The 18,706-nt window shown below is 53.6% G+C and carries 22 protein-coding genes and 3 tRNA genes; 18 read left to right on the top strand and 7 right to left on the bottom strand.

Annotated elements, in window-relative coordinates; translation table 11 throughout:
- Positions 1–40 precede the first annotated feature (40 nt).
- Genes yjjG through ACMGGQ_RS01255 form a run of 3 tightly spaced genes read right to left on the bottom strand, consistent with a single transcriptional unit; the run spans position 41 to position 1,564 of the window.
- A complete protein-coding gene (yjjG, locus tag ACMGGQ_RS01265) occupies positions 41–718 on the bottom strand; it encodes a pyrimidine 5'-nucleotidase (protein WP_045907737.1) in 678 nt (225 codons plus the stop codon).
- A 20-nt stretch (positions 719–738) separates the two neighbouring features.
- Positions 739–1,182: a ribosomal protein S18-alanine N-acetyltransferase gene (gene rimI, locus ACMGGQ_RS01260; RefSeq protein ID WP_008502078.1), complete on the bottom strand. Its 444-nt coding sequence runs from the start codon at positions 1,180–1,182 to the stop codon at positions 739–741.
- Complete coding sequence (locus tag ACMGGQ_RS01255) at positions 1,151–1,564, bottom strand: DNA polymerase III subunit psi (RefSeq protein ID WP_045907736.1); 414 nt, start codon at positions 1,562–1,564, stop codon at positions 1,151–1,153. Before ACMGGQ_RS01255 ends, rimI begins: the two co-directional genes overlap by 32 nt.
- 102 nt (positions 1,565–1,666) lie before the next feature.
- Between ACMGGQ_RS01255 and rsmC the strand changes: the two genes are divergently transcribed.
- The 4 genes from rsmC (at position 1,667) to ACMGGQ_RS01235 (ending at position 3,194) form a co-directional block, all read left to right on the top strand.
- Positions 1,667–2,695, top strand: coding sequence for a 16S rRNA (guanine(1207)-N(2))-methyltransferase RsmC (gene rsmC, locus ACMGGQ_RS01250; protein ID WP_420289504.1), 1,029 nt, complete (start codon positions 1,667–1,669; stop codon positions 2,693–2,695).
- Positions 2,696–2,868: 173 nt separating this feature from the next.
- A tRNA-Leu gene (locus ACMGGQ_RS01245) sits at positions 2,869–2,954 on the top strand.
- 28 nt (positions 2,955–2,982) lie between these two features.
- Positions 2,983–3,067, top strand: a tRNA-Leu gene (locus tag ACMGGQ_RS01240).
- Positions 3,068–3,109: 42 nt separating this feature from the next.
- Positions 3,110–3,194 (top strand) — tRNA-Leu (locus tag ACMGGQ_RS01235).
- Between the two features lie 38 nt (positions 3,195–3,232).
- On the opposite strand, the gene ACMGGQ_RS01230 is transcribed toward ACMGGQ_RS01235, so the two are convergent.
- The gene (locus ACMGGQ_RS01230) at positions 3,233–3,502 is read right to left on the bottom strand and encodes a DUF1435 domain-containing protein (RefSeq protein ID WP_048028591.1); all 270 of its coding nucleotides are present in this window, start codon (positions 3,500–3,502) and stop codon (positions 3,233–3,235) included.
- A 215-nt stretch (positions 3,503–3,717) separates the two neighbouring features.
- Here ACMGGQ_RS01230 and ACMGGQ_RS01225 point away from each other — a divergent pair, with 215 nt between their 5' ends.
- Together ACMGGQ_RS01225 and fhuF are read left to right on the top strand one after the other, a co-directional pair.
- Positions 3,718–4,782 (top strand): GGDEF domain-containing protein, encoded by a 1,065-nt coding sequence (locus tag ACMGGQ_RS01225; RefSeq protein WP_045907733.1) that lies wholly within the window; start codon positions 3,718–3,720, stop codon positions 4,780–4,782.
- Between the two features lie 95 nt (positions 4,783–4,877).
- Positions 4,878–5,666 carry a siderophore-iron reductase FhuF gene (gene fhuF / locus ACMGGQ_RS01220; RefSeq protein WP_048225555.1) on the top strand — a complete coding sequence of 263 codons (789 nt, stop codon included), beginning with the start codon at positions 4,878–4,880 and terminating at the stop codon, positions 5,664–5,666.
- Positions 5,667–5,749: 83 nt separating this feature from the next.
- On the opposite strand, the gene ACMGGQ_RS01215 is transcribed toward fhuF, so the two are convergent.
- A complete protein-coding gene (locus ACMGGQ_RS01215) occupies positions 5,750–7,096 on the bottom strand; it encodes a PTS sugar transporter subunit IIC (protein WP_420289503.1) in 1,347 nt (448 codons plus the stop codon).
- Between the two features lie 328 nt (positions 7,097–7,424).
- On the opposite strand from ACMGGQ_RS01215, the gene ACMGGQ_RS01210 reads away from it, so the two are divergent.
- Positions 7,425–7,883 (top strand): YbaK/EbsC family protein, encoded by a 459-nt coding sequence (locus tag ACMGGQ_RS01210; RefSeq protein WP_420289502.1) that lies wholly within the window; start codon positions 7,425–7,427, stop codon positions 7,881–7,883.
- Between the two features lie 38 nt (positions 7,884–7,921).
- On the opposite strand, the gene bglJ is transcribed toward ACMGGQ_RS01210, so the two are convergent.
- Positions 7,922–8,557, bottom strand: coding sequence for a DNA-binding transcriptional activator BglJ (bglJ, locus tag ACMGGQ_RS01205; protein WP_063620702.1), 636 nt, complete (start codon positions 8,555–8,557; stop codon positions 7,922–7,924).
- Entirely contained in the window at positions 8,554–9,291 is a 738-nt protein-coding gene (locus ACMGGQ_RS01200; protein ID WP_048028599.1) for a helix-turn-helix transcriptional regulator, read from the bottom strand. Before ACMGGQ_RS01200 ends, bglJ begins: the two co-directional genes overlap by 4 nt.
- 408 nt (positions 9,292–9,699) lie before the next feature.
- Between ACMGGQ_RS01200 and ACMGGQ_RS01195 the strand changes: the two genes are divergently transcribed.
- The 11 genes from ACMGGQ_RS01195 to ACMGGQ_RS01145 all read left to right on the top strand — a co-directional run bounded on the left by ACMGGQ_RS01195 (position 9,700) and on the right by ACMGGQ_RS01145 (position 18,704).
- Positions 9,700–10,476 (top strand): threonine/serine ThrE exporter family protein, encoded by a 777-nt coding sequence (locus ACMGGQ_RS01195; protein WP_048028601.1) that lies wholly within the window; start codon positions 9,700–9,702, stop codon positions 10,474–10,476.
- A complete protein-coding gene (locus ACMGGQ_RS01190) occupies positions 10,467–10,940 on the top strand; it encodes a threonine/serine exporter (protein ID WP_045907727.1) in 474 nt (157 codons plus the stop codon). The genes ACMGGQ_RS01195 and ACMGGQ_RS01190 overlap by 10 nt, the downstream gene beginning before the upstream one ends.
- 67 nt (positions 10,941–11,007) lie before the next feature.
- The gene (locus ACMGGQ_RS01185; protein ID WP_063620696.1) at positions 11,008–11,649 is read left to right on the top strand and encodes a TetR family transcriptional regulator; all 642 of its coding nucleotides are present in this window, start codon (positions 11,008–11,010) and stop codon (positions 11,647–11,649) included.
- Between the two features lie 41 nt (positions 11,650–11,690).
- Positions 11,691–12,143, top strand: a complete 453-nt coding sequence (locus ACMGGQ_RS01180) for a MarR family winged helix-turn-helix transcriptional regulator (protein WP_023293337.1) — start codon at positions 11,691–11,693, stop codon at positions 12,141–12,143.
- Positions 12,144–12,227: 84 nt separating this feature from the next.
- Complete coding sequence (locus ACMGGQ_RS01175; protein ID WP_008502092.1) at positions 12,228–12,656, top strand: organic hydroperoxide resistance protein; 429 nt, start codon at positions 12,228–12,230, stop codon at positions 12,654–12,656.
- A gap of 148 nt (positions 12,657–12,804) precedes the next feature.
- Positions 12,805–13,350, top strand: coding sequence for a primosomal protein DnaT (dnaT, locus tag ACMGGQ_RS01170; protein ID WP_048028605.1), 546 nt, complete (start codon positions 12,805–12,807; stop codon positions 13,348–13,350).
- The gene (gene dnaC / locus ACMGGQ_RS01165) at positions 13,347–14,084 is read left to right on the top strand and encodes a DNA replication protein DnaC (protein WP_008502094.1); all 738 of its coding nucleotides are present in this window, start codon (positions 13,347–13,349) and stop codon (positions 14,082–14,084) included. Before dnaT ends, dnaC begins: the two co-directional genes overlap by 4 nt.
- Before the next feature lie 83 nt (positions 14,085–14,167).
- A complete protein-coding gene (locus ACMGGQ_RS01160) occupies positions 14,168–14,650 on the top strand; it encodes a DUF2501 domain-containing protein (protein WP_420289501.1) in 483 nt (160 codons plus the stop codon).
- Between the two features lie 270 nt (positions 14,651–14,920).
- Positions 14,921–17,212, top strand: coding sequence for a phosphatidylglycerol--membrane-oligosaccharide glycerophosphotransferase (gene opgB / locus ACMGGQ_RS01155; RefSeq protein ID WP_420289500.1), 2,292 nt, complete (start codon positions 14,921–14,923; stop codon positions 17,210–17,212).
- Positions 17,213–17,392: 180 nt separating this feature from the next.
- Positions 17,393–18,031 carry an EAL domain-containing protein gene (locus ACMGGQ_RS01150; RefSeq protein ID WP_420289499.1) on the top strand — a complete coding sequence of 213 codons (639 nt, stop codon included), beginning with the start codon at positions 17,393–17,395 and terminating at the stop codon, positions 18,029–18,031.
- Positions 18,032–18,209: 178 nt separating this feature from the next.
- The gene (locus ACMGGQ_RS01145) at positions 18,210–18,704 is read left to right on the top strand and encodes a spore coat U domain-containing protein (RefSeq protein WP_063620692.1); all 495 of its coding nucleotides are present in this window, start codon (positions 18,210–18,212) and stop codon (positions 18,702–18,704) included.
- Positions 18,705–18,706: the final 2 nt, after the last annotated feature.

The following is an 18,706-nucleotide window of genomic DNA, read 5'->3' as shown; positions in this document are numbered from 1 at the left end:
AAAATTGCGGCTATTTTACCCATCAACGGGGGGCAGGCAATCATTGTTTACACAGGAGTTGCTCCAGTTCGTTCAACGACGTCACGGTCCAGGTCGGCTCGATGCCGTCAGGCTTCTCACGGCCATGCGCATTGAGCCAGACGGTCGACAGACCGGCCTTCATGCCGCCCAGAATATCCGACTCTGCCGTATCCCCCACCATCAGGACACGATCGCGGTCGGGATTGCCGGCCTGCGCCAGCGCGTAGTCGAAAATTCGCGGATCTGGCTTCGGCACGCCAACCTCTTCCGAGATCACCAGCGCGTCAAAATGATCGCGCAGGCCGGTACGCTCAAGGCGGATCTGCTGCAGGGCGGTAAAACCGTTGGTGATGATCCCCAGTTTCACCTTACCTTTCAACGCATTCAGCAGGGAAACCGCGCCCGGCAGCGGCGCACAGATATCGGCCATGGCGTTAAGGAAAGCCTCGTTCAGCGTTCCCGGACTGACCTTTAAGCGTTCCGCCCAGACGTCAAAGCGCTGGTGCTGAAGCTGTAACGCGGTGATGGCACCGTTCTGGTAATCCACCCACAGCGGTTTGTTGACCGCCTGATAGTCCTGAAAATCTTCAGCGGTGAAGGTTACGCTATAGTCGAGAAACATCCGCTGCAGGCCGCCGAACGAGTCGAACGTAAATAGCGTTTCGTCGGCATCAAAGAAAATCCAGTCCCATTTCATCGTTACAACCTTATTTTTTATTATCCAATCGGCAGAGCCATTATGATGGCGTCTTCACGTCCCTCTGCGGTGGGGTAGTAGTTACGGCGGATTGTCGCCTCGTTAAAGCCTAAGCTTTCATAGAGCGCGATGGCGGCGACATTCGACGCGCGCACCTCCAGCCACAGGGTGAAAACGTCACGGGTTTCGAGCTCACGGATGAGGTGCTCAAGCAGTTCTCTTCCCAGCCCACGGCGCTGAAACGCGGGATCAACCGCGATATTAAACAGCGTCGCCTCATCAAGAACAACCTGCGTGATCGCGAAAGCGGCCATGGTGCCGTCAACGTCCAGGCGGTAGTTCAGATACCGTTCGCCCTGATTGCTGGCGAAGGTTTTTTCGCTCCACGGAAACGCGTGGGCGCGTGTTTCAATCGCGAACGCTGTGGACAGGTCAGGCGTCGTGAGGGAAGAAATCGTGTTCATATTCGCAGATTTGTTGCCATAGCGCGCTGCGCGCTTTTGGGTTGGCTTTCAGTTCGTCCAGCGCTGGCGAGCAGATCTGGCTCCCCTGAAGAGAGATCTCATTCGCCTCTCCGATACGCCAGCTGTTACAGCGACTATCAGGAGGCAGCATCGCGACACGCTCTGGCGTTAGCGGTAAAACCTGGTCGGCCGTCAGCTTCAGGCTGCGAAGGACATCATCGATCAGGGGGTCATTCAGGGCAGGCAGTTCTTCCGCCACCATCACCAGACGAACGTGCGCCGGGATGGAGATGGCGATTTCGCCCTGCAACGCCGTCGGGCGACGCAAAGCCCACTGGGTGATGCCCAGTTGCTGCAACTGCCAGTCTCGTCGGGATGTCATAGGGAAAACTCCTGTCTCTCAGGCGCGCAAATATAGCAAATGTGTCGAAAGTGCGCCATCTACCTACTATAATCCCCGCCTGAGTTTATTGAGGAACAATTCATGTCTGCATTTACCCCGGCAAGTGAAGTCTTGCTGCGTCACAGTGATGATTTCGAAGAAAGCCGTATTCTGTTTGCCGGAGATATGCAGGATGACCTGCCCGCACGTTTCGACTGTGCTGAAAGCCGTGCCCACACCCAATACTACCACCACTGGCAGGTGCTGAGCCGCCAGATGGGCGAGCGCGCGCGCTTTAGCCTGGTGGCAGAGCAGAGCGATATCGCCGACTGCGATACGCTGATCTACTACTGGCCGAAGAATAAACCGGAAGCCCAGTTCCAGCTGATGAACCTGCTCTCCCTGCTGCCGGTCGGCTGCGATATTTTCGTGGTCGGTGAAAACCGCAGCGGCGTGCGTAGCGCGGAACAGCTGCTGGAAGGCTATGCGCCGCTGAACAAAGTTGACAGCGCTCGCCGCTGTGGTCTGTACCATGGCCGTCTGGAAAAACAGACAACGTTTGATGCACAGGCATACTGGGATGAGTACCAGCTTGAAGGCCTGACCATCAAAACGCTGCCGGGCGTGTTCAGCCGCGATGCGCTGGATACGGGCAGCAAGCTGCTGCTTTCAACTCTGACGCCGCACACCAAAGGCAAAGTGCTGGACGTGGGCTGCGGCGCGGGCGTGCTCTCTACCGTGCTCGCCAGCCATTCGCCAAAGGTGCGCTTAACCCTGTGTGATGTGAGCGCCCCGGCGGTTGAAGCCAGCCGCGCAACGCTTGCCGCAAACGGCATTGAAGGCGAGGTGATTGCCAGCAACGTTTTCTCCGACATCACCGGTCGCTTCGACATGATCATCTCTAACCCGCCGTTCCACGACGGTATGGAGACCAGCCTGGAAGCAGCACAAACGCTGATCCGTGGTGCAGTCCGTCACCTCAACAGCGGCGGCGAGCTGCGTATCGTCGCGAACGCCTTCCTGGCGTACCCGAAAGTGCTGGATGAAACCTTTGGCTTCCACGAAGTCATCGCCCAGACGGGTCGCTTTAAGGTCTACCGCACCGTGATGACACGTCAGGCCAAAAAGTAATCGCCTCCCCTGTATAGCCGGATACGCGAAAGCGCCATCCGGCTATACAGGGCGCGTCCATCGGCCATTTTTCCATCAATCAAGGCATCACGCGCACTTTTCTGTTGACGTAAAGCTGAAAACATCTAGAATGCGCCTCCGTGGTTACGATACTTTTACAGTATCGATGGTATGCGAAGGTGGCGGAATTGGTAGACGCGCTAGCTTCAGGTGTTAGTGTCCTTACGGATGTGGGGGTTCGAGTCCCCCCCTCGCACCATAAATCACGATGATATTGCTCGCACTGGGCGAAGGTGGCGGAATTGGTAGACGCGCTAGCTTCAGGTGTTAGTGTCCTTACGGATGTGGGGGTTCGAGTCCCCCCTCGCACCAACGAGGCGATATCAACATAGCAATAAAAAGTAAGATGACTGTGCGAAGGTGGCGGAATTGGTAGACGCGCTAGCTTCAGGTGTTAGTGTCCTTAGGATGTGGGGGTTCGAGTCCCCCCCTCGCACCAATTATCTTACAACCCCTCTGAATATCTTCTTTTCCCTGTTATTTCAAACTCATCAGTATCACCAGAATTCCGCTGACCAGCGCGACACACGATGGCAGTAAAACAAAGTGACGCAGTTGCTTATGCCAGATCATGCCTGACGTGACTAACAGTCCTGACACAATGATGGCTTTCCAGGTATCAAGAGAGAGATCGGCAAACGTCAAACCGCCGAGAATGGCTCCCGGTAGCAATACCCCCCAACCGCTGCCCAGCGCCCTGTTCAACATGATCTGCCCTCTTTCAACGATAATGATAACCAATATCATATGACAGAGATTATCATTTGTCAGCTGAATGAATCAAAATCCATCGACCTTTACCTTTCCCGTAATGACAGGAATTGCCTAAGGTGATAAATTGCGCACCTGTTAACAACGTCTAAAGATTTTCTGATAATTACTCTTTGCGCTTTTTGCATATTTTATTGCGAAACGACATCTATTTATTTGTTTTAATTAAATTTTAATAAAAACACACGACTATGACATCACAATCCTGGCGGTCTTTGGTTCACAGAAAATATCAATTATCGTTACGTTTATTTTTATTTCTGAACGCAACCTCGGCAGTGTTCTCGGTAACAAACCCGCTCAATTCTGTACGCCTGTTTTCCGCCCCTCTGATTGCTATTTTCTCCATCAGTACCGGCCTGTTCATCTGGCACTGGCGAAAGCGCGCGCGGAAGATAAATATTCCTGTCGTTTCAGGGATCTTCGGTATTTTGTGGGCCTGGCAAATTGTCTCCAAATTCGCCTTAATTACCCACGATCATGCGACGTATTTGTTAATCGCCCTTTTAACGGTGCTTTTTATCGGCACGCTGGCGTTCGCCAGTAATATCAAAGCCTTTACGCTGCATTCACTGCCCACCTTTATTGTCTGCCTGTGGTTAAGCGATCACGATATATGGCTGAGAATGACCTATTCTTTCGCACTTCCTGTGGTGGCAATTGCTATTCATAACATTTTGCAAAGACGCAACGACCGTTTCGCTCAGGAGCTGCTCTCTCGCCTTCTGGAAGAACGAGAAACCCTTACCGATCTTAGCATGATGGACCCGCTTACCGGGCTCTATAATCGTCGCGGTCTGCAAAGCCGTCTGGAGAATCTGCCCACGGTAGAAAATGGCGAGCATTTTGTCCTGCTGATGGATATCGACCACTTCAAAGCCTATAACGACCATTACGGCCATATGATGGGCGACCAGGCGCTGAAGCGTGTCTCTGCAGCAATCCGCGATGCCGTGCGTTCTCGCGATATTGTGGCGCGTTTTGGTGGGGAGGAGTTTATGGTGCTGCTGACCAACATTTCACTTGAACACGCCCGCCAGACGGCCGAGCGAATCCGTCAGAAAGTCTACGATTTGAAAATCCCGCATCTGTTTAACGAAAGTGTCGCGACAAACGTCACCATCAGCATTGGTATCGCCATTTTCGAGGATGAAGACGTGGAAGGCGCGCTGGAAAAAGCGGACAAAGCCCTCTATGAAGCAAAGCATATGGGACGCAATAACATTCTGTTAAGTGAAGAGATTCAGACGGCGTAGACATAACGACGATGTCACCCGGACAAAAGTCTTGCCATTGGTATGAGCAATAGTTAGGATTGGCAATCATTATCATTTAGATTTCTATCTATACTATGGCCACGCATACTGCACACATCGTCGAACCTCTCCTCTGGCGAGCGCCGCTCACCAGCGGGAATGCTTCGCTTGCAGATGCGATACGAGACAAAATTGCGGAAACGCGCGCCCACCTGCTGGACTTTATCCGGCTTGATGAAGCACCCCCGTCCCACGCGATGACGCTCTCAGAGTGGCGACAGCCGTCAAAGCTGCAATCGCTGCTGGCCACCTATTCCGACCATATCTATCGCAATCAACCCACCCTTACGCGGGAAAATAAACCCCTGCTCTCTCTCTGGGCGCAGTGGTATATCGGGCTGATGGTGCCTCCGCTCATGCTGGCGCTGTTAACACAGAAGAGCATGCTGGAACTCTCGCCGGATAATTTCCATGTTGAGTTTCACGAAACCGGACGTGCTGCCTGCTTCTGGATTGATCTCCACGAAGACCATAGCGCTGAACGCCTGACGGCTCAGGAACGTATGGAGCAGCTCATCACCCAGACTCTGATCCCGGTGGTGGAAGCGCTGGAAGCGACGGGAGAGATTAACGGGAAGCTTATCTGGAGCAATACGGGCTATTTAATCCACTGGTATTTAACAGAAATGAAGCCGCTGCTTGGTGATGAGAACGTTGAGGCCCTGCGTCAGTCCTGTTTCTTTGCCAGGCAGCTTTCCGATGGCCGTGACAACCCGCTATTCCGCACCGTTGTACTCCGTGACGGGCTTCTGGTTCGCCGCACCTGCTGCCAGCGTTATCGCCTGCCGGACGTTAAGCAGTGTGGAGATTGCACGCTGAAGTAGAGCAGTAAATTGCCCGGTGGCGCTTCGCTTACCGGGCCTACAAAAACAAAAAACGGCAACCTGCGTTGCCGTTTTGTTTTCACCTATGCCACCTGCTGATTGTCCTCTTCCGCGCTACGCTGCGCTTCTTCCGCTTCCTGCTCCAGCAGCTGCTTCTCATACACTTTGAAGAACGGGAAGTAGATGATCGCCGATACGCAGGCCAGAACCACAACCAGAATAGCCGCGCGGAAGTCCCAGCCCAGGGCCCACGCTGCGCCTATCGGCGCCGGTGCCGTCCAGGGAACGACCGAGATGACGCGCCCAATCAAATCAAACGTCATCGCCGCCCACGCCAGCACGGCGTTGACCATCGGTGCCAGCAGGAACGGAATAAAGAACACCGGATTCATTACAATCGGTGTACCGAAAATGACCGGCTCGTTGATGTTAAAGAAGCTGGGAACCACGCTCAAACGGCCAATAGAGCGTAAATGCGCTGAACGACTGCGCAGATAGCAAATCACCAGCCCCATCGTGGCTCCCGACCCGCCAATCACGATAAAGAACGTCCAGAACGCCTCCATGAAGATATGCGGCAGAGGCTGGCTGGAGGCCAGTGCAGTCTGGTTAGCGCCCAGGTTAGTCAGCCAGAACATCTGCAACATTCCGGAGACGATGGCGGCGCCGTGGATCCCGGCGAACCATAGCAGATGACCAATCAGCACGGCCAGCAGGATCGCAGGCAGGGAATCCGCCGCGGAAACCAGAGGTTTAAAGACCGACATAATGGCCTGCGGGATCAGCATGCCAAACTGAGACTGAATCACCAGGCTCAGAGGATAGAGGGTCACCACCACCACCAGCACCGGGATCAGCAGATCAAAAGAGTTTTTGATCATCGGCGGGACCTGGTCCGGCAGTCGAATGCCGATGTTATGCGCTTTGAGGAAACGCATCATCTCAACGCAGTAAATCGCCACCAGAATCGCGGTAAAAATGCCCGTTCCCCCCAGACTGTCGACAGGGAGCGTGCCTTTGGTTTTGGGTGCCGCGACCAGCAGAAACGCCATCAGCGACAGCATGGCGCACATAAACGGGTCCAGCTGATGAGATTTGACGTAGTGTTTGCCAAGGTTATAGGCAATCGCCGCACAGATATAAATGGACATAATGCCCATTGTCATATCAAACGGCGTCAGGATTTGGCCCTCAAACTGCTTCGCCATATCCAGCCAGGCGCGGGCGAAACCCCAGGTGGTATCAGGCGAAAAAGGTGGGTAAGCGAACACTAACAAAAACGAACCCACAATCATAAATGGCATCGCGGAGATGAACCCGTCACGAATAGCCATAACATGACGCTGGGACGAGATCCGCCCGGCTATCGGGCTGACGTAATTTTCGACGAAACGGAATATCAGGTTAAACGCAGCATGGTTGGCAGACATGGCAGATCTCCTGTCAGACGTTTGTTACGGGCACATACGCGCCGCACGTTGTTCCATACATCAGCTTCACAACCTTGCTGGCTTGCCAACCAGCGGTACTGCTCAGACGAAATGGTTTCATATTTGGCTCTTATTATTGGATACAGGGGACGTTACGTACTCAGTATTAATCTACGCTTCCCGCTCTGCAACCGGTTACTGTAACCGGTTTCTGTGATTGTGAAGAGGATCCAGAAATCAGCCGTTTGGGATATTTGTTACTTAAGAGATATTTACAGAGCATAATTTCTTATGACAGATTACGCAGGATATTTGTCAGGAGGAAACAATGAGTTTGCAGTCTGTACAGCAGTTTTTTGTCGACAACGCGCCGGATATAGACGTTATTGAGCTTAGTCAAAGTACTGCTACCGTTGCGTTGGCTGCTGCCGCCCATCGTGTCGAGCCGGGACAAATCGCCAAGACCCTGTCACTCAAGGTTAAAAATGAGGTGATTCTGGTCGTGGCGAAAGGCGATGCGCGTCTGGATAACAAAAAGCTGAAAGACACGTTTGGTGCGAAAGCGCGCATGCTCAGCAGTGATGAAGTAGTGACCATCACCGGTCATCCCGTTGGCGGCGTGTGCCCGTTCGGGCTGGAAAACCCGCTCGCGGTATATTGCGATATCTCTTTAAAGCAGTACGCCGAAGTGCTGCCTGCCGCAGGCGCAATTCACAGCGCTGTGCGCATTTCACCTGACAGAATGGCAGAGCTGACTTCCGCAAAATGGGTGGATGTCTGTATCTGATTGACGCGCCAGAGCGTATCTGGCGCGCAAAAAACGGTTTATAAAAAGGTGGGCGTGAGGAGAGTCAAACATTGCGGCTCTCTTGCAGGAAGATGCGTAATAATATCTGCCGCATCAAGTAACCCTACGTCTGAATTCACGCCCAGTTTCACCATCGCATTAAACTTATGTGCCCGGATGGTCTTAATATTCCGTTCAAGATGTGCCGCGATTTCAGGGATGGAATACCCGCAGGACATATAACGCAATATTGCCCGTTCTGTGGGGCTCAGCATCCTGTTTTGGCTCCGGTACCAGTGATTCAGCATATTGTCATTGATACGCAGCGTTTCGCTCAGCAACTCCACGAGTTCCTTCTGCAGATGCTCAAGCGTCACCGATTTACTGACGACACCGTGCAGGCGTGATGGAGAAAGATGACTAATTAGCCGTGCTTCCATCTCGTCAGAAACCAAAATGATGCGCTGGATATGGCCGTGCGTAAACGCAAGGTCCCGCAGGTGCGCCAGGCAGTTACGGCGCTCCTCTCGCGCATCGGAAAGGGAATAGATCAGCGAGAAAAAATTAACGTGACGAAGTGCATTCTTAAAGCTGTCAAATTCACTAAACAGGTGTAGTTGATAATGGCTCAGGCCGGGCATCGCAAAAAGATGCTGTAGCCCGACAGCCGTCATCGTGCAACTTTCGATGATGGCGATATGTCTTGTTGAATCGGTTTTTTCCATTCCTCGAACTCTCCATAGGCTGACAACAAACTCAGCTCTCTCATTCCCTGTGTACTGTTGATCCAGGCGTACATATCCGCATTGCTGCGTAATGAAAGCCGTCGCATCGCACTGTTTTTCTGCGCACTGATGGTTTTATTGCTCTTCTTAAGCAATGTGGCGATTTGATTAATCCCCCATCCTTTCCCTAACAGACGCAGAACCTTACGTTCGGAGTGCGTAAGCGCGATAACGTGTTCGTTTTCATCCTCCGTGCCCTGAGGCTCCGGGGTTAATAACGTCTGGCTTATCCGCTCTGCCCGCTCACTCCCTGCCCGAATCGCGTTAACCACGCCTTCAATGGGTTCCATATCAGAAAGCAACGTACTTTCCGGGCGCATAAGTAACTCAACCGCAATAGGGTAAAGCGGACGCGAGACTAAAAAGATCCAGTGAATGTCCCGGTATTGATTCAATAAACTGTAATATTCTTCAAGCGCACCCCGAGGATTCCTGTATTCGCCTGAAATATCGGCAATAATGACGTCCGCGCGGCGTAGCTGGAGCAGCGTTAATTCCTGCAATGAGCGGCAATAGCTCAATTCAAAATCGGGGAAATGACGAGCCATCACGCCCCCTAACCCGTTTTGCATCACGGGCATCCGGCTAATGACAACGCCATGCTTACCATGCAATGACAACATAGACCCTCCGTGTCCATTTTTCATTTGATGAGTAACGTTAAAACACATCAACGTATGACTATTTCGTCCCTGAGTGTAAGACTGGTTAATACAAGCAGAAGATGAGATGTATGCTTAGTTTAAGAAATGCCTAAACAGTAGTAATATCTCACAAAGCGAAATAAAATTTAATTGTGGAGTCATTAAAATAACGACAATTTAAAATTAGAATAACTAAATACAAATATTTTATATTTTGATATTAATAATTCACGGCATTAATAAATTAATCCCGCCCCCTTTCACGACACCGCCTGCCACTGTTTACACAAACCTTGATCTGGCCCACAGCAAGAGGGACTGCACTTTGTGCTAAAAGTACTCATTATGGGCTAACCGGCAACCTCTCCATCTTTTTCAGGACACGACATGCAGGCAGAGCGGTCAACGCAGCGTGCTATCACGCGGCTATGTATTCAGTGCGGTCTTTTTCTGCTCCAGCACGGCGCGGAAAGCGCGCTGGTTGAGGAGCTTTCCACCCGGCTGGGGCTGGCGCTAGGGATGGACAGCGTCGAAAGTGCCATCTCATCCAATGCCATTGTGCTGACCACGATTAAAGACGGTCAGTGCCTGACCTCCACGCGCAAAAACCATGACCGCGGCATAAACATGCACGTCGTGACCGAAGTGCAGCACATTGTCATCCTCGCTGAACATAAGCTTCTCGATCTCAGGGAGATTGAAAAACGGTTCAACCAGATCAAGCCATTACGTTATCCGCGCTGGCTCGTCGTGTTGATGGTAGGGCTCTCGTGCGCCTGCTTTTGTAAGCTCAACAAAGGCGGATGGGACGGTGCAATCATCACCTTTTTCGCCAGCAGTATCGCCATGTATGTTCGCCAGCTGCTGACGCATCGGCAGCTGCACCCGCAAATTAACTTCTGCATTACCGCATTTGTCGCCACCACGGTTTCTGGCCTGCTGCTGCGTCTGCCGCAGTTTGCCAACACCCCGACCGTTGCCATGGCCGCCAGCGTGCTTCTGCTGGTTCCGGGCTTTCCGTTGATCAACGCCGTCGCCGACATGTTTAAAGGGCACATCAATACCGGTCTGGCACGCTGGGCGATCGCCAGCCTGCTGACGCTGGCGACCTGCATCGGCGTGGTCATGGCCATGACACTCTGGGGGCTACGCGGATGGGCGTGATCGATTTTCTGCTGGCACTGGCGCAGGACATGCTTCTGGCCGCGATTCCGGCCATCGGCTTCGCGATGGTATTTAACGTCCCGCAACGCGCTCTGCCGTGGTGTGCCCTGCTGGGCGCGATTGGCCATGGCTCACGCATGGTGATGATGACCGCGGGTTTTAACATCGAATGGTCGACATTTATGGCCTCCATGCTGGTCGGCAGTATCGGCATTCAGTGGTCGCGCTGGTACCTGGCACATCCCAAAGTGTTCACCGTTGCCGCGGTGATCCCGATGTTCCCGGGCATATCGGCCTATACCGCAATGATTTCCGCGGTGAAAATCAGCCATTTCGGCTATACCGAGCCTCAGATGATCCTCCTCCTGAGCAACTTTCTTAAGGCGTCCTCCATCGTCGGCGCGCTCTCCATCGGGCTGTCGATCCCCGGCCTGTGGCTGTACCGCAAACGCCCACGCGTTTGATATTTGTGTTATTTCGCTGCCGTGGAGATAATCCGTCTGGTCCGTTTGGTGAAAATAAGGAAAGGATGTGGCTAACCCTGGCAGCGAACACCCCGATCACAGTGAAGAATCCAGCCTGAAAGAGAAAATCTTTCAGAGCGCCATCGCACTTTTTGCCGAGTATGGATTGAACGGTGCACGGATGGAGCAGATCGCAGAGAAAGCGGGCACCACCAAACGCATGGTGGTTTACCATTTCAAGAATAAAGAGAACCTCTATCTCCTGGTACTGGAACATGTTTACACCCAGATTCGCGCCAGTGAAAAAGCGCTAAGCCTGACGGGAATGCCCCCGGTCGAAGCGCTGGTCAATCTGGTTGAAGCCACTTTTGACTATCATGCCGACCACCCTGACTACATCCGGATTATCTGCATGGAAAACATGCAGCGCGGCCGCTTTATGCAGCAGTCGAGCTATCTCCGCCAGGTCAACCGCAGCGCGCTCGACCTGCTGGAGGAGATCCTGCGCCGGGGGAAAGAAAAACAGCTCTTCAGTGAGACGGTAGACGCCCGCGATCTTCATCGTCTGATAAGCAGCTTCAGCTTTCACTACGTTGCCAACAGCTACACCTTTACGCTGCTGTTTGAAGAAGGCGCAGACGAGCAGGCGCAGCGCCAGCACTACCGCAAAATGGCCGTTCAGGTGGCGCTCCGTTACACCTGCCCATAAAATTGCTTGCAATTAAATCGTACACTATCTATATTCATCTCATGAACGCGAAAACGAACGATGCAACCGCTGCGCTCAAGCTGGATAACCAGCTCTGCTTTGCCCTCTATTCGGCAAATCTGGCGCTTAACAAGCTGTACCGGCAGTTGCTGGCACCGCTGAACCTGACCTATCCACAATATCTGGTGATGCTGGTGCTGTGGGAGCAGGATGATATGACGGTGTCGGACATCGGTGAACGGTTGTTCCTTGACTCTGCGACCCTGACGCCGCTGTTGAAGCGTCTGGAAAGCGCCGGGCTCATCAACCGCCACCGTTCACGCAAAGACGAACGTCAGGTCGCCGTCACCCTGAGTGAAGCGGGACGTGAGCTCCAGCAGCAGGCTTTGGGTATCCCCCATGCGGTGGGGTGCGCAGCGCAGTGTGATACTGACACCCTGCTGGCGCTCAAACAGCAGCTCGAACTTTTGAGACAACAGCTACACCGCGCGTAACGCTATACTTTACGCGTGATTATTCACCCATATATATCGCACGCTATTTAATAGCACACGTTAAAACAAGATGAGGAACCTGCCATGTCTTTAGAAAAAGTTGTTTATACCGCCAAAGCAAAAGCCACCGGTGGCCGTGACGGTCGTGCCACCTCCTCCGATGGCGTACTGGACGTGAAACTGGGCGTGCCAAAAGAGATGGGCGGCATGGGGGGAGACGTGACCAACCCTGAGCAGCTGTTTGCCGCGGGCTACTCTGCCTGCTTCCTGGGCGCGATGAAGTTCGTGGCCGCACGCGACAAATTTACCCTGCCAAAAGATGCCTTTATTGAAGGCGAAGTGGGTATTGGCCCGCTGCCTACCGGTTTTGGTATTGAAGCAAAACTGAACATCCATGTTGAAGGTATGGATCCTGCGGAAGCTAAAAAGCTGGTCGATGCGGCGCACATTGTTTGCCCGTACTCTAATGCAACCCGCGGCAACATCGACGTCACGCTGAACATCATCGCGTAATAACTGCCTGACGGCGCTGCGCTTATCAGGCCTACAACTGTAGCCCCGGTCAGCGCAGCGCCGCCGGGGAAATCCCCTCCTTCCCTTTCCCCTCTCTGTGCTACCATAAGCCCATATCACGCCCGTAGTCATCAGTAGAGTAAGCGTTATGTCCTCCAGAATTCTGACCACCAGCATTGCTGGTATTGATGCCTTTATGCGCGACCCTCGCGGTGTGTTGACCCACGCCGAAGGGGGCACGGTTGCGGTTTTTGCCGACAACGCGCCAGCGTTTTACGCAATCACACCGGAACGTCTGGCACAGCTTCTGGAGATCGAAGCGCAATTGTCACGCCCGGCAAGCGATGTCACGCTGGATAATCAGTTCTTTGATGAACCGGTTAACGTTCCCGTGACCGTTCCGATGGGCAAATTCGCCCTCTATGCGGGCTGGCAGCCGGATGCAGATTTTCAGCGGCAGGCCGCGCTGTGGGGCATTGCGTTAACCCAACCCGCCACCGCGGAAGAGCTTGCCGCGTTTACCGCCTGGTGGCAGGCAGAAGGGAAAGTGTTCACCCATATTCAGTGGCAGCAAAAGCTCGCGCGTCATCTCCAGATTACCCGCGCCGGCAACAATGGCCAGCCAAAACGTGATATCAATACGTTTTCAGAACCGGATAAACAGATCCCCAGCGGATTCCGAGGTGCGAAATGAAGAACGTCGGCGACCTGATGAAACGTCTGCAAAAAATGATGCCTGCCAACGTGAAGCCTGCTTTCACCACCGGTGAAGAGCTGCTGGCGTGGCAAAAAGAGCAAGGTAAGATCCGCGCCGCCGCGCTCGCACGCGAAAACCGGGCGATGAAAATGCAGCGCACCTTTAACCGTTCCGGTATTCGTCCCCTGCACCAGAACTGCTCGTTCGATAACTATAAAATTGAGACCACCGGGCAGATGAACGCGCTGGCCGCCGCGCGGCAGTACGTGGATGAATTCGACGGCAATATCGCCAGCTTCATCTTTAGCGGCAAGCCGGGCACCGGCAAAAACCACCTTGCTGCCGCCATCTGCAACGAGCTGCTTCTGCGCGGTAAATCGGTCCTCATCATCACCGTGGCCGATATCATGTCCGCGATGAAAGACACCTTCAGCAACCGTGAAACCAGCGAAGAACAGCTGCTTAACGATCTGAGTAATGTCGACCTGCTGGTCATCGACGAGATTGGCGTTCAGACGGAATCCCGCTATGAAAAAGTCATCATCAACCAGATTGTCGATCGCCGTTCCTCGTCCAAACGCCCGACCGGCATGCTGACAAACCACAACATCGACGAGATGACCCGCTTGCTGGGGGAACGCGTCATGGATCGTATGAAGCTGGGTAACAGCCTGTATGTCATCTTCGACTGGGACAGTTACCGCAGCCGCGTCACCGGGAAAGAGTATTAAGACAGTTCCAGGAATCGCCGACAGGTCGCAGGTATATACTGGAACCCCTTCGGCCCAAAACGGACCTTTTTGAGAGAGCCATGATGAAAAAACAGATTCTAATCAGCAACTTTTTAGGCGCGCTGCTGGTAACCGGTGCAGCGCAGGCGGCGTCCTGGCAGGAGTCCCTGTCAAGCGCAGCAAACGAGCTGACCAAAGAGAGCAGCAGCACGCAGGGCGGACTCTCCGCCTCTTCCCTCACCAGCCTGCTGGGCAACAGCGGTCAGAGCCTGAGCGCGGGCACGATGAACAACGCGGCGGGGATTCTGGAATATTGCGCGAAGCAAAAACTGGCCTCCGTGACCGACGCGCAAAACGTGAAAAACCAGGTGCTGGGTAAACTGGGTCTGGATACCCAGGAGCAAAAAGCGGACACCAACTATATGGACGGCATTCAGGGCCTGCTTAACGCGCAGAACGGTCAGCAGCTTAACCTGAGCACCCTCGGCAACTCTTCTCTGGCCAAACAGGTGAAAACCAAAGCCTGCGATCTGGTGCTGAAACAAGGCGTTAATTTCATCTCCTGATCCACCCCATTTTCTGCCACAACACGCCGCGTTTAATGCGATAGTCTTGCAACGCGGCGCTAAATGAGTGTTTTTCCTGCCTGCCACCGTCTCAGCGTCCGTTTGTCAGGATGTGCACGTCTTCATAAAAACGATTTTCTAAACCAAATCCTAACAACAGCACACTTTCGTGACACTAAAATTGCAGCTTAACGACATCGCAATTACATTGTATGACCCAAAAAATAAACAGTTAGCCAGCGAAGCATCTGGCGTCACGAGGATATGCTGTTGTCTGAATTCCTGTCTCTTATCCTTTTTCTGGCTTCTGTCGGCGTTTACGCCTGGAAAGCCGGCCGTCACACCTGGTGGTTTATCGCCACGCTGGTGGTGCTCGGCATTTTTATTATTTTAAACATTACCTTATACGCCAGCGATTACTTTACCGGTGACGGCATTAACGATGCGGTGCTCTACACGCTGACAAACAGCCTGACGGGCGCGGGTGTAAGCAAGTACATTCTGCCGGGGCTCGGCCTTGTCGTTGCGCTGATCACCATTTTTGGCGCGCTGGCCTGGGTGCTGCGTCGACGTCGCCATCATCCGCACCATCATGGCTACAGCCTGCTGGCGTTATTCCTGGCGCTGGCCTCCGTCGACGCCAGCCCGGCGTTCCATCAGATCACCGAACTGGTGAAATCCCAGTCGCGTGACGGCGATCCGGATTTCGCGGCTTACTACAAAGAGCCGTCGAAAACGATCGCTAACCCGACGCTCAATCTGGTCTATATCTACGGTGAAAGTCTGGAGCGCACGTACTTTGATAACGATGCCTTCCCGGACCTGACGCCAGATCTGGGTGCGCTGAAAAATGAAGGTCTCGATTTCAGCCACACTATGCAGCTGCCCGGTACGGATTACACGATTGCCGGTATGGTTGCCTCCCAGTGTGGTATCCCGCTGTTCGCGCCTTTTGAAGGTAACGCCTCAGCCTCCATGTCGACCTTCTTCCCGCAGAATATTTGCCTCGGCGATATCCTGAAAAACTCCGGCTACGAAAACTATTTTGTGCAGGGAGCAAACCTGCGCTTCGCCGGAAAAGATGTGTTCCTGAAATCCCACGGTTTTGACCACCTGTACGGCTCAGAAGAGTTAAAAACGACGGTTGCCGATCCGAGCTACCGCAACGACTGGGGCTTCTATGACGATACGGTACTCGACGAAACCTGGAAGAAATTCGAGGAGCTGTCCCGCGCGGGCAAGCGTTTCTCTCTCTTTGCGCTGACGGTGGACACACACCATCCGGACGGGTTTGTCTCGCGCACCTGCAAGCGCAAAAGCTATGACATTGATGGTAAAAACAATAAATCATTTAGCGCCGTCACCTGCAGTCAGGAGCACATTGCCGCTCTGGTCGAGAAAATCAAAGCCTCGCCCTGGTTTAAAAACACCGTCATCGTCGTCTCGTCTGACCATCTGGCGATGAAAAACAGCGCGTGGGACCAGCTCAACAAGCAGGATCGCAGCAATCTGTTCTTCGTCCTGCGCGGCGACCAGCCGCAGCAGGAGGAGATCGCCACCAAACGCAACTCCATGGATAACGGCGCCACCGTGCTGGACATCCTGGGCGGCGACAACTTTATTGGCCTGGGCCGCAGCACGCTGTCGGGGCAATCCCTGTCGGAAGTGTTCCTCAACATGAAGGAAAAAATCCTCGCCTGGAAGCCCGACATCATCCGCCTGTGGAACTTCCCGAAAGAGATGAAGGACTTCACCGTCGATCGGGATAAAAACACCATTGCCTTCTCGGGCAGCAACTTCCGCCTGCCGCTGCTGGTACGCGTGTCGGAGGGTCGCGTTGAGCCGCTGCCAGAAAGCGAGTATTCCGCGCCGCTGCGCTATCAGCTGGCCGATTTTGCGCCACGCGATAACTTCGTCTGGGTCGACCGGTGCTACAAAATGGGCCAGCTCTGGTCGCAGCCGCTGGCGCTCTCTACCGACTGGTGCGTTTCTCAGGGCCAGCTCGGCGGCGAGCAAACCGTGCAGCACGTGGATAAGGCAAACTGGAAAGGCAAAACCGCCTTCAACGATACGGTGATTGATACCGCGCGCTATCAGCGTAACGTCGACATGCTGAAAATCGTCGACAACGATATTCGCTACAAAGCGGACAGCTTTATCTTTAACGTGGCCGGCGCGCCGGAAGAAGTGAAGCAGTTTAGCGGCATCTCGCGGCCGGAGTCCTGGGGACGCTGGTCCAACGCGCAGCTGGGCAATGAGGTGAAAATTGAGTACACCCATCCCCTGCCGGAACAGTTCGACCTGGTGATCACCGCCAGGGCCTATGGGCCGAATGCTAACAAGCCCGTCCCCGTGCGCGTGGGCGATCGGGAGCAGACGTTAACGCTTGGAAACGACGTGAGCACGCACACGCTGCATTTTGAGAATCCTTCACGCAGCAATACCCTGGTCATCGTGCCGCCGGACCCGCAGTCCACGAACGAGGGGAATATCCTTGGTCACTCACCGCGTGAGCTCGGGATCGGCATGGTCGAAATCAAAATCATCAGCAAAGCGGGTTAATGCGCGTCGCGCCCGGCGTTCTGCCGGGCGCTTATGAAAATAAATAATCCTATATAATTATTATAAATTAGATAAAAACACTTTATATAAGCTATTTTTATCTATAAATATCCTGCCAAAAACCAAATCCATAAAATGTGCAGCTCCTTAAATCACCACGGAGCGTTACGCACGTTTATCATGCTAACCGGCTATAAGTTCGAATCCATCCGGGCACTGCGCAGTGAAAATGTGATTGCCTGGGAGGTATTGTCCACGGCAAAGCCCAACGTCAATCTTGAAGATTACTTTGGCTCGATGACCGCGACGCAGCGTAAAGCGCACTTCTTTGCGCAGCTTCGTCACGCCATGTTTTGCAAGGATGGCGACAAGTATTATCTCAATGCGACATCGGATTTACTGCTGGAAACGGACTTCCTCGACAGGCTAAAAGAAGAAACCCCGTGCCCGGAGAGACTTGCTATCGAGATCACCGATCTCCATACGATGGTCCAACTCGACGATACGCAAAGCCGGGTGCTGCAAAAATGCATCGCGACGCTCCATCAGTGGGGGATTGAAGTGTGGGCAGACGATGTCTGCGAAGACCTTCTTCCCGACCTGCTGATCAGCCAGATCCGCTTCTGCGGCATCAAAATTGACAAACATACCTTCTGGAACGGACGGACCGAGCAGGCGAAGTTTCTGCACCTCACCCGCGAGTGCAAGCGCGTCGCCAGCAAGGTGCTGATCGAAGGCATCGAAACCGCGGGTGATTTCGCGCTGGCCCGCGCCAGCGAGGCCGATTACGGCCAGGGCTATCTGTGGGGGAGAAAATGACCCCTTTCATTCCGAATGCTGGCGATCGGGTCATCGTTCTGCGCGGCAACGCCTGCTTATGGCCTTGCCCCACTTTTTGCTGCCACAACCTGGCGGAATGCCATCAAAAACGCTGCCTGCTGGACGCTCAGTCATTCGCTTTGTAATTGCACTGTTACTCACGTCAGGAAATAAGATCATGAAAATTATTCCCACCGCTGTATGTTGTTCCGCTCTCCTGCTTCCTGCTGCTGCGATCGCCGCAGACAGTACCGCAAGCGCGACGATGCACGTCTCACTTGAGGTTGTGAAGTCGTGCACCCTCAAAGCCAACGATCTTAACTTCTCGCGTCACGGCTCCGATGAGTCGAGTGAAATCCAGGCCAAAACGCAGGTCGATATCGTTTGTACCAACGGCACGCCGTTCACCCTCACCGCCACCAGCAACGACGGCGAAAACGGTACCTTCTGGCTGAAGCCGGAAAATGGCGAAACGGGCGCGCAGAAGATTGCGTGGAAGCTCTTTGCTGACGAAGGCAAACAGACGCAAATCACCGGTACGAATGGCCTGGACGATACCGGCAACGGAGCGGAACAGGAGGAAACGCTGTATGGCGTCATTGACGCCGGGGCGCTGACAACCGCCCAGGCAGGGAACTACAGCGACGATATCACGTTAAAACTGGAGTATTGATC

It is taken from the genome of Enterobacter sp. BNK-13 (assembly GCF_048685015.1).
Taxonomy (GTDB): domain Bacteria; phylum Pseudomonadota; class Gammaproteobacteria; order Enterobacterales; family Enterobacteriaceae; genus Enterobacter; species Enterobacter quasiroggenkampii.
Note: the sequence above shows the minus strand (reverse complement) of the source record. Positions and strands in the feature narration are given on the sequence as shown.

Coding starts and splice junctions, on each gene's coding strand:
- yjjG (WP_045907737.1), bottom strand. CDS start 718: ATGAAATGGGACTGGATTTTCTTTGATGCCGACGAAACGCTATTTACG.
- rimI (WP_008502078.1), bottom strand. CDS start 1,182: ATGAACACGATTTCTTCCCTCACGACGCCTGACCTGTCCACAGCGTTC.
- ACMGGQ_RS01255 (WP_045907736.1), bottom strand. CDS start 1,564: ATGACATCCCGACGAGACTGGCAGTTGCAGCAACTGGGCATCACCCAG.
- rsmC (WP_420289504.1), top strand. CDS start 1,667: ATGTCTGCATTTACCCCGGCAAGTGAAGTCTTGCTGCGTCACAGTGAT.
- ACMGGQ_RS01230 (WP_048028591.1), bottom strand. CDS start 3,502: ATGATATTGGTTATCATTATCGTTGAAAGAGGGCAGATCATGTTGAAC.
- ACMGGQ_RS01225 (WP_045907733.1), top strand. CDS start 3,718: ATGACATCACAATCCTGGCGGTCTTTGGTTCACAGAAAATATCAATTA.
- fhuF (WP_048225555.1), top strand. CDS start 4,878: ATGGCCACGCATACTGCACACATCGTCGAACCTCTCCTCTGGCGAGCG.
- ACMGGQ_RS01215 (WP_420289503.1), bottom strand. CDS start 7,096: ATGTCTGCCAACCATGCTGCGTTTAACCTGATATTCCGTTTCGTCGAA.
- ACMGGQ_RS01210 (WP_420289502.1), top strand. CDS start 7,425: ATGAGTTTGCAGTCTGTACAGCAGTTTTTTGTCGACAACGCGCCGGAT.
- bglJ (WP_063620702.1), bottom strand. CDS start 8,557: ATGACGGCTGTCGGGCTACAGCATCTTTTTGCGATGCCCGGCCTGAGC.
- ACMGGQ_RS01200 (WP_048028599.1), bottom strand. CDS start 9,291: ATGTTGTCATTGCATGGTAAGCATGGCGTTGTCATTAGCCGGATGCCC.
- ACMGGQ_RS01195 (WP_048028601.1), top strand. CDS start 9,700: ATGCAGGCAGAGCGGTCAACGCAGCGTGCTATCACGCGGCTATGTATT.
- ACMGGQ_RS01190 (WP_045907727.1), top strand. CDS start 10,467: ATGGGCGTGATCGATTTTCTGCTGGCACTGGCGCAGGACATGCTTCTG.
- ACMGGQ_RS01180 (WP_023293337.1), top strand. CDS start 11,691: ATGAACGCGAAAACGAACGATGCAACCGCTGCGCTCAAGCTGGATAAC.
- ACMGGQ_RS01175 (WP_008502092.1), top strand. CDS start 12,228: ATGTCTTTAGAAAAAGTTGTTTATACCGCCAAAGCAAAAGCCACCGGT.
- dnaT (WP_048028605.1), top strand. CDS start 12,805: ATGTCCTCCAGAATTCTGACCACCAGCATTGCTGGTATTGATGCCTTT.
- dnaC (WP_008502094.1), top strand. CDS start 13,347: ATGAAGAACGTCGGCGACCTGATGAAACGTCTGCAAAAAATGATGCCT.
- ACMGGQ_RS01160 (WP_420289501.1), top strand. CDS start 14,168: ATGAAAAAACAGATTCTAATCAGCAACTTTTTAGGCGCGCTGCTGGTA.
- ACMGGQ_RS01150 (WP_420289499.1), top strand. CDS start 17,393: ATGCTAACCGGCTATAAGTTCGAATCCATCCGGGCACTGCGCAGTGAA.
- ACMGGQ_RS01145 (WP_063620692.1), top strand. CDS start 18,210: ATGAAAATTATTCCCACCGCTGTATGTTGTTCCGCTCTCCTGCTTCCT.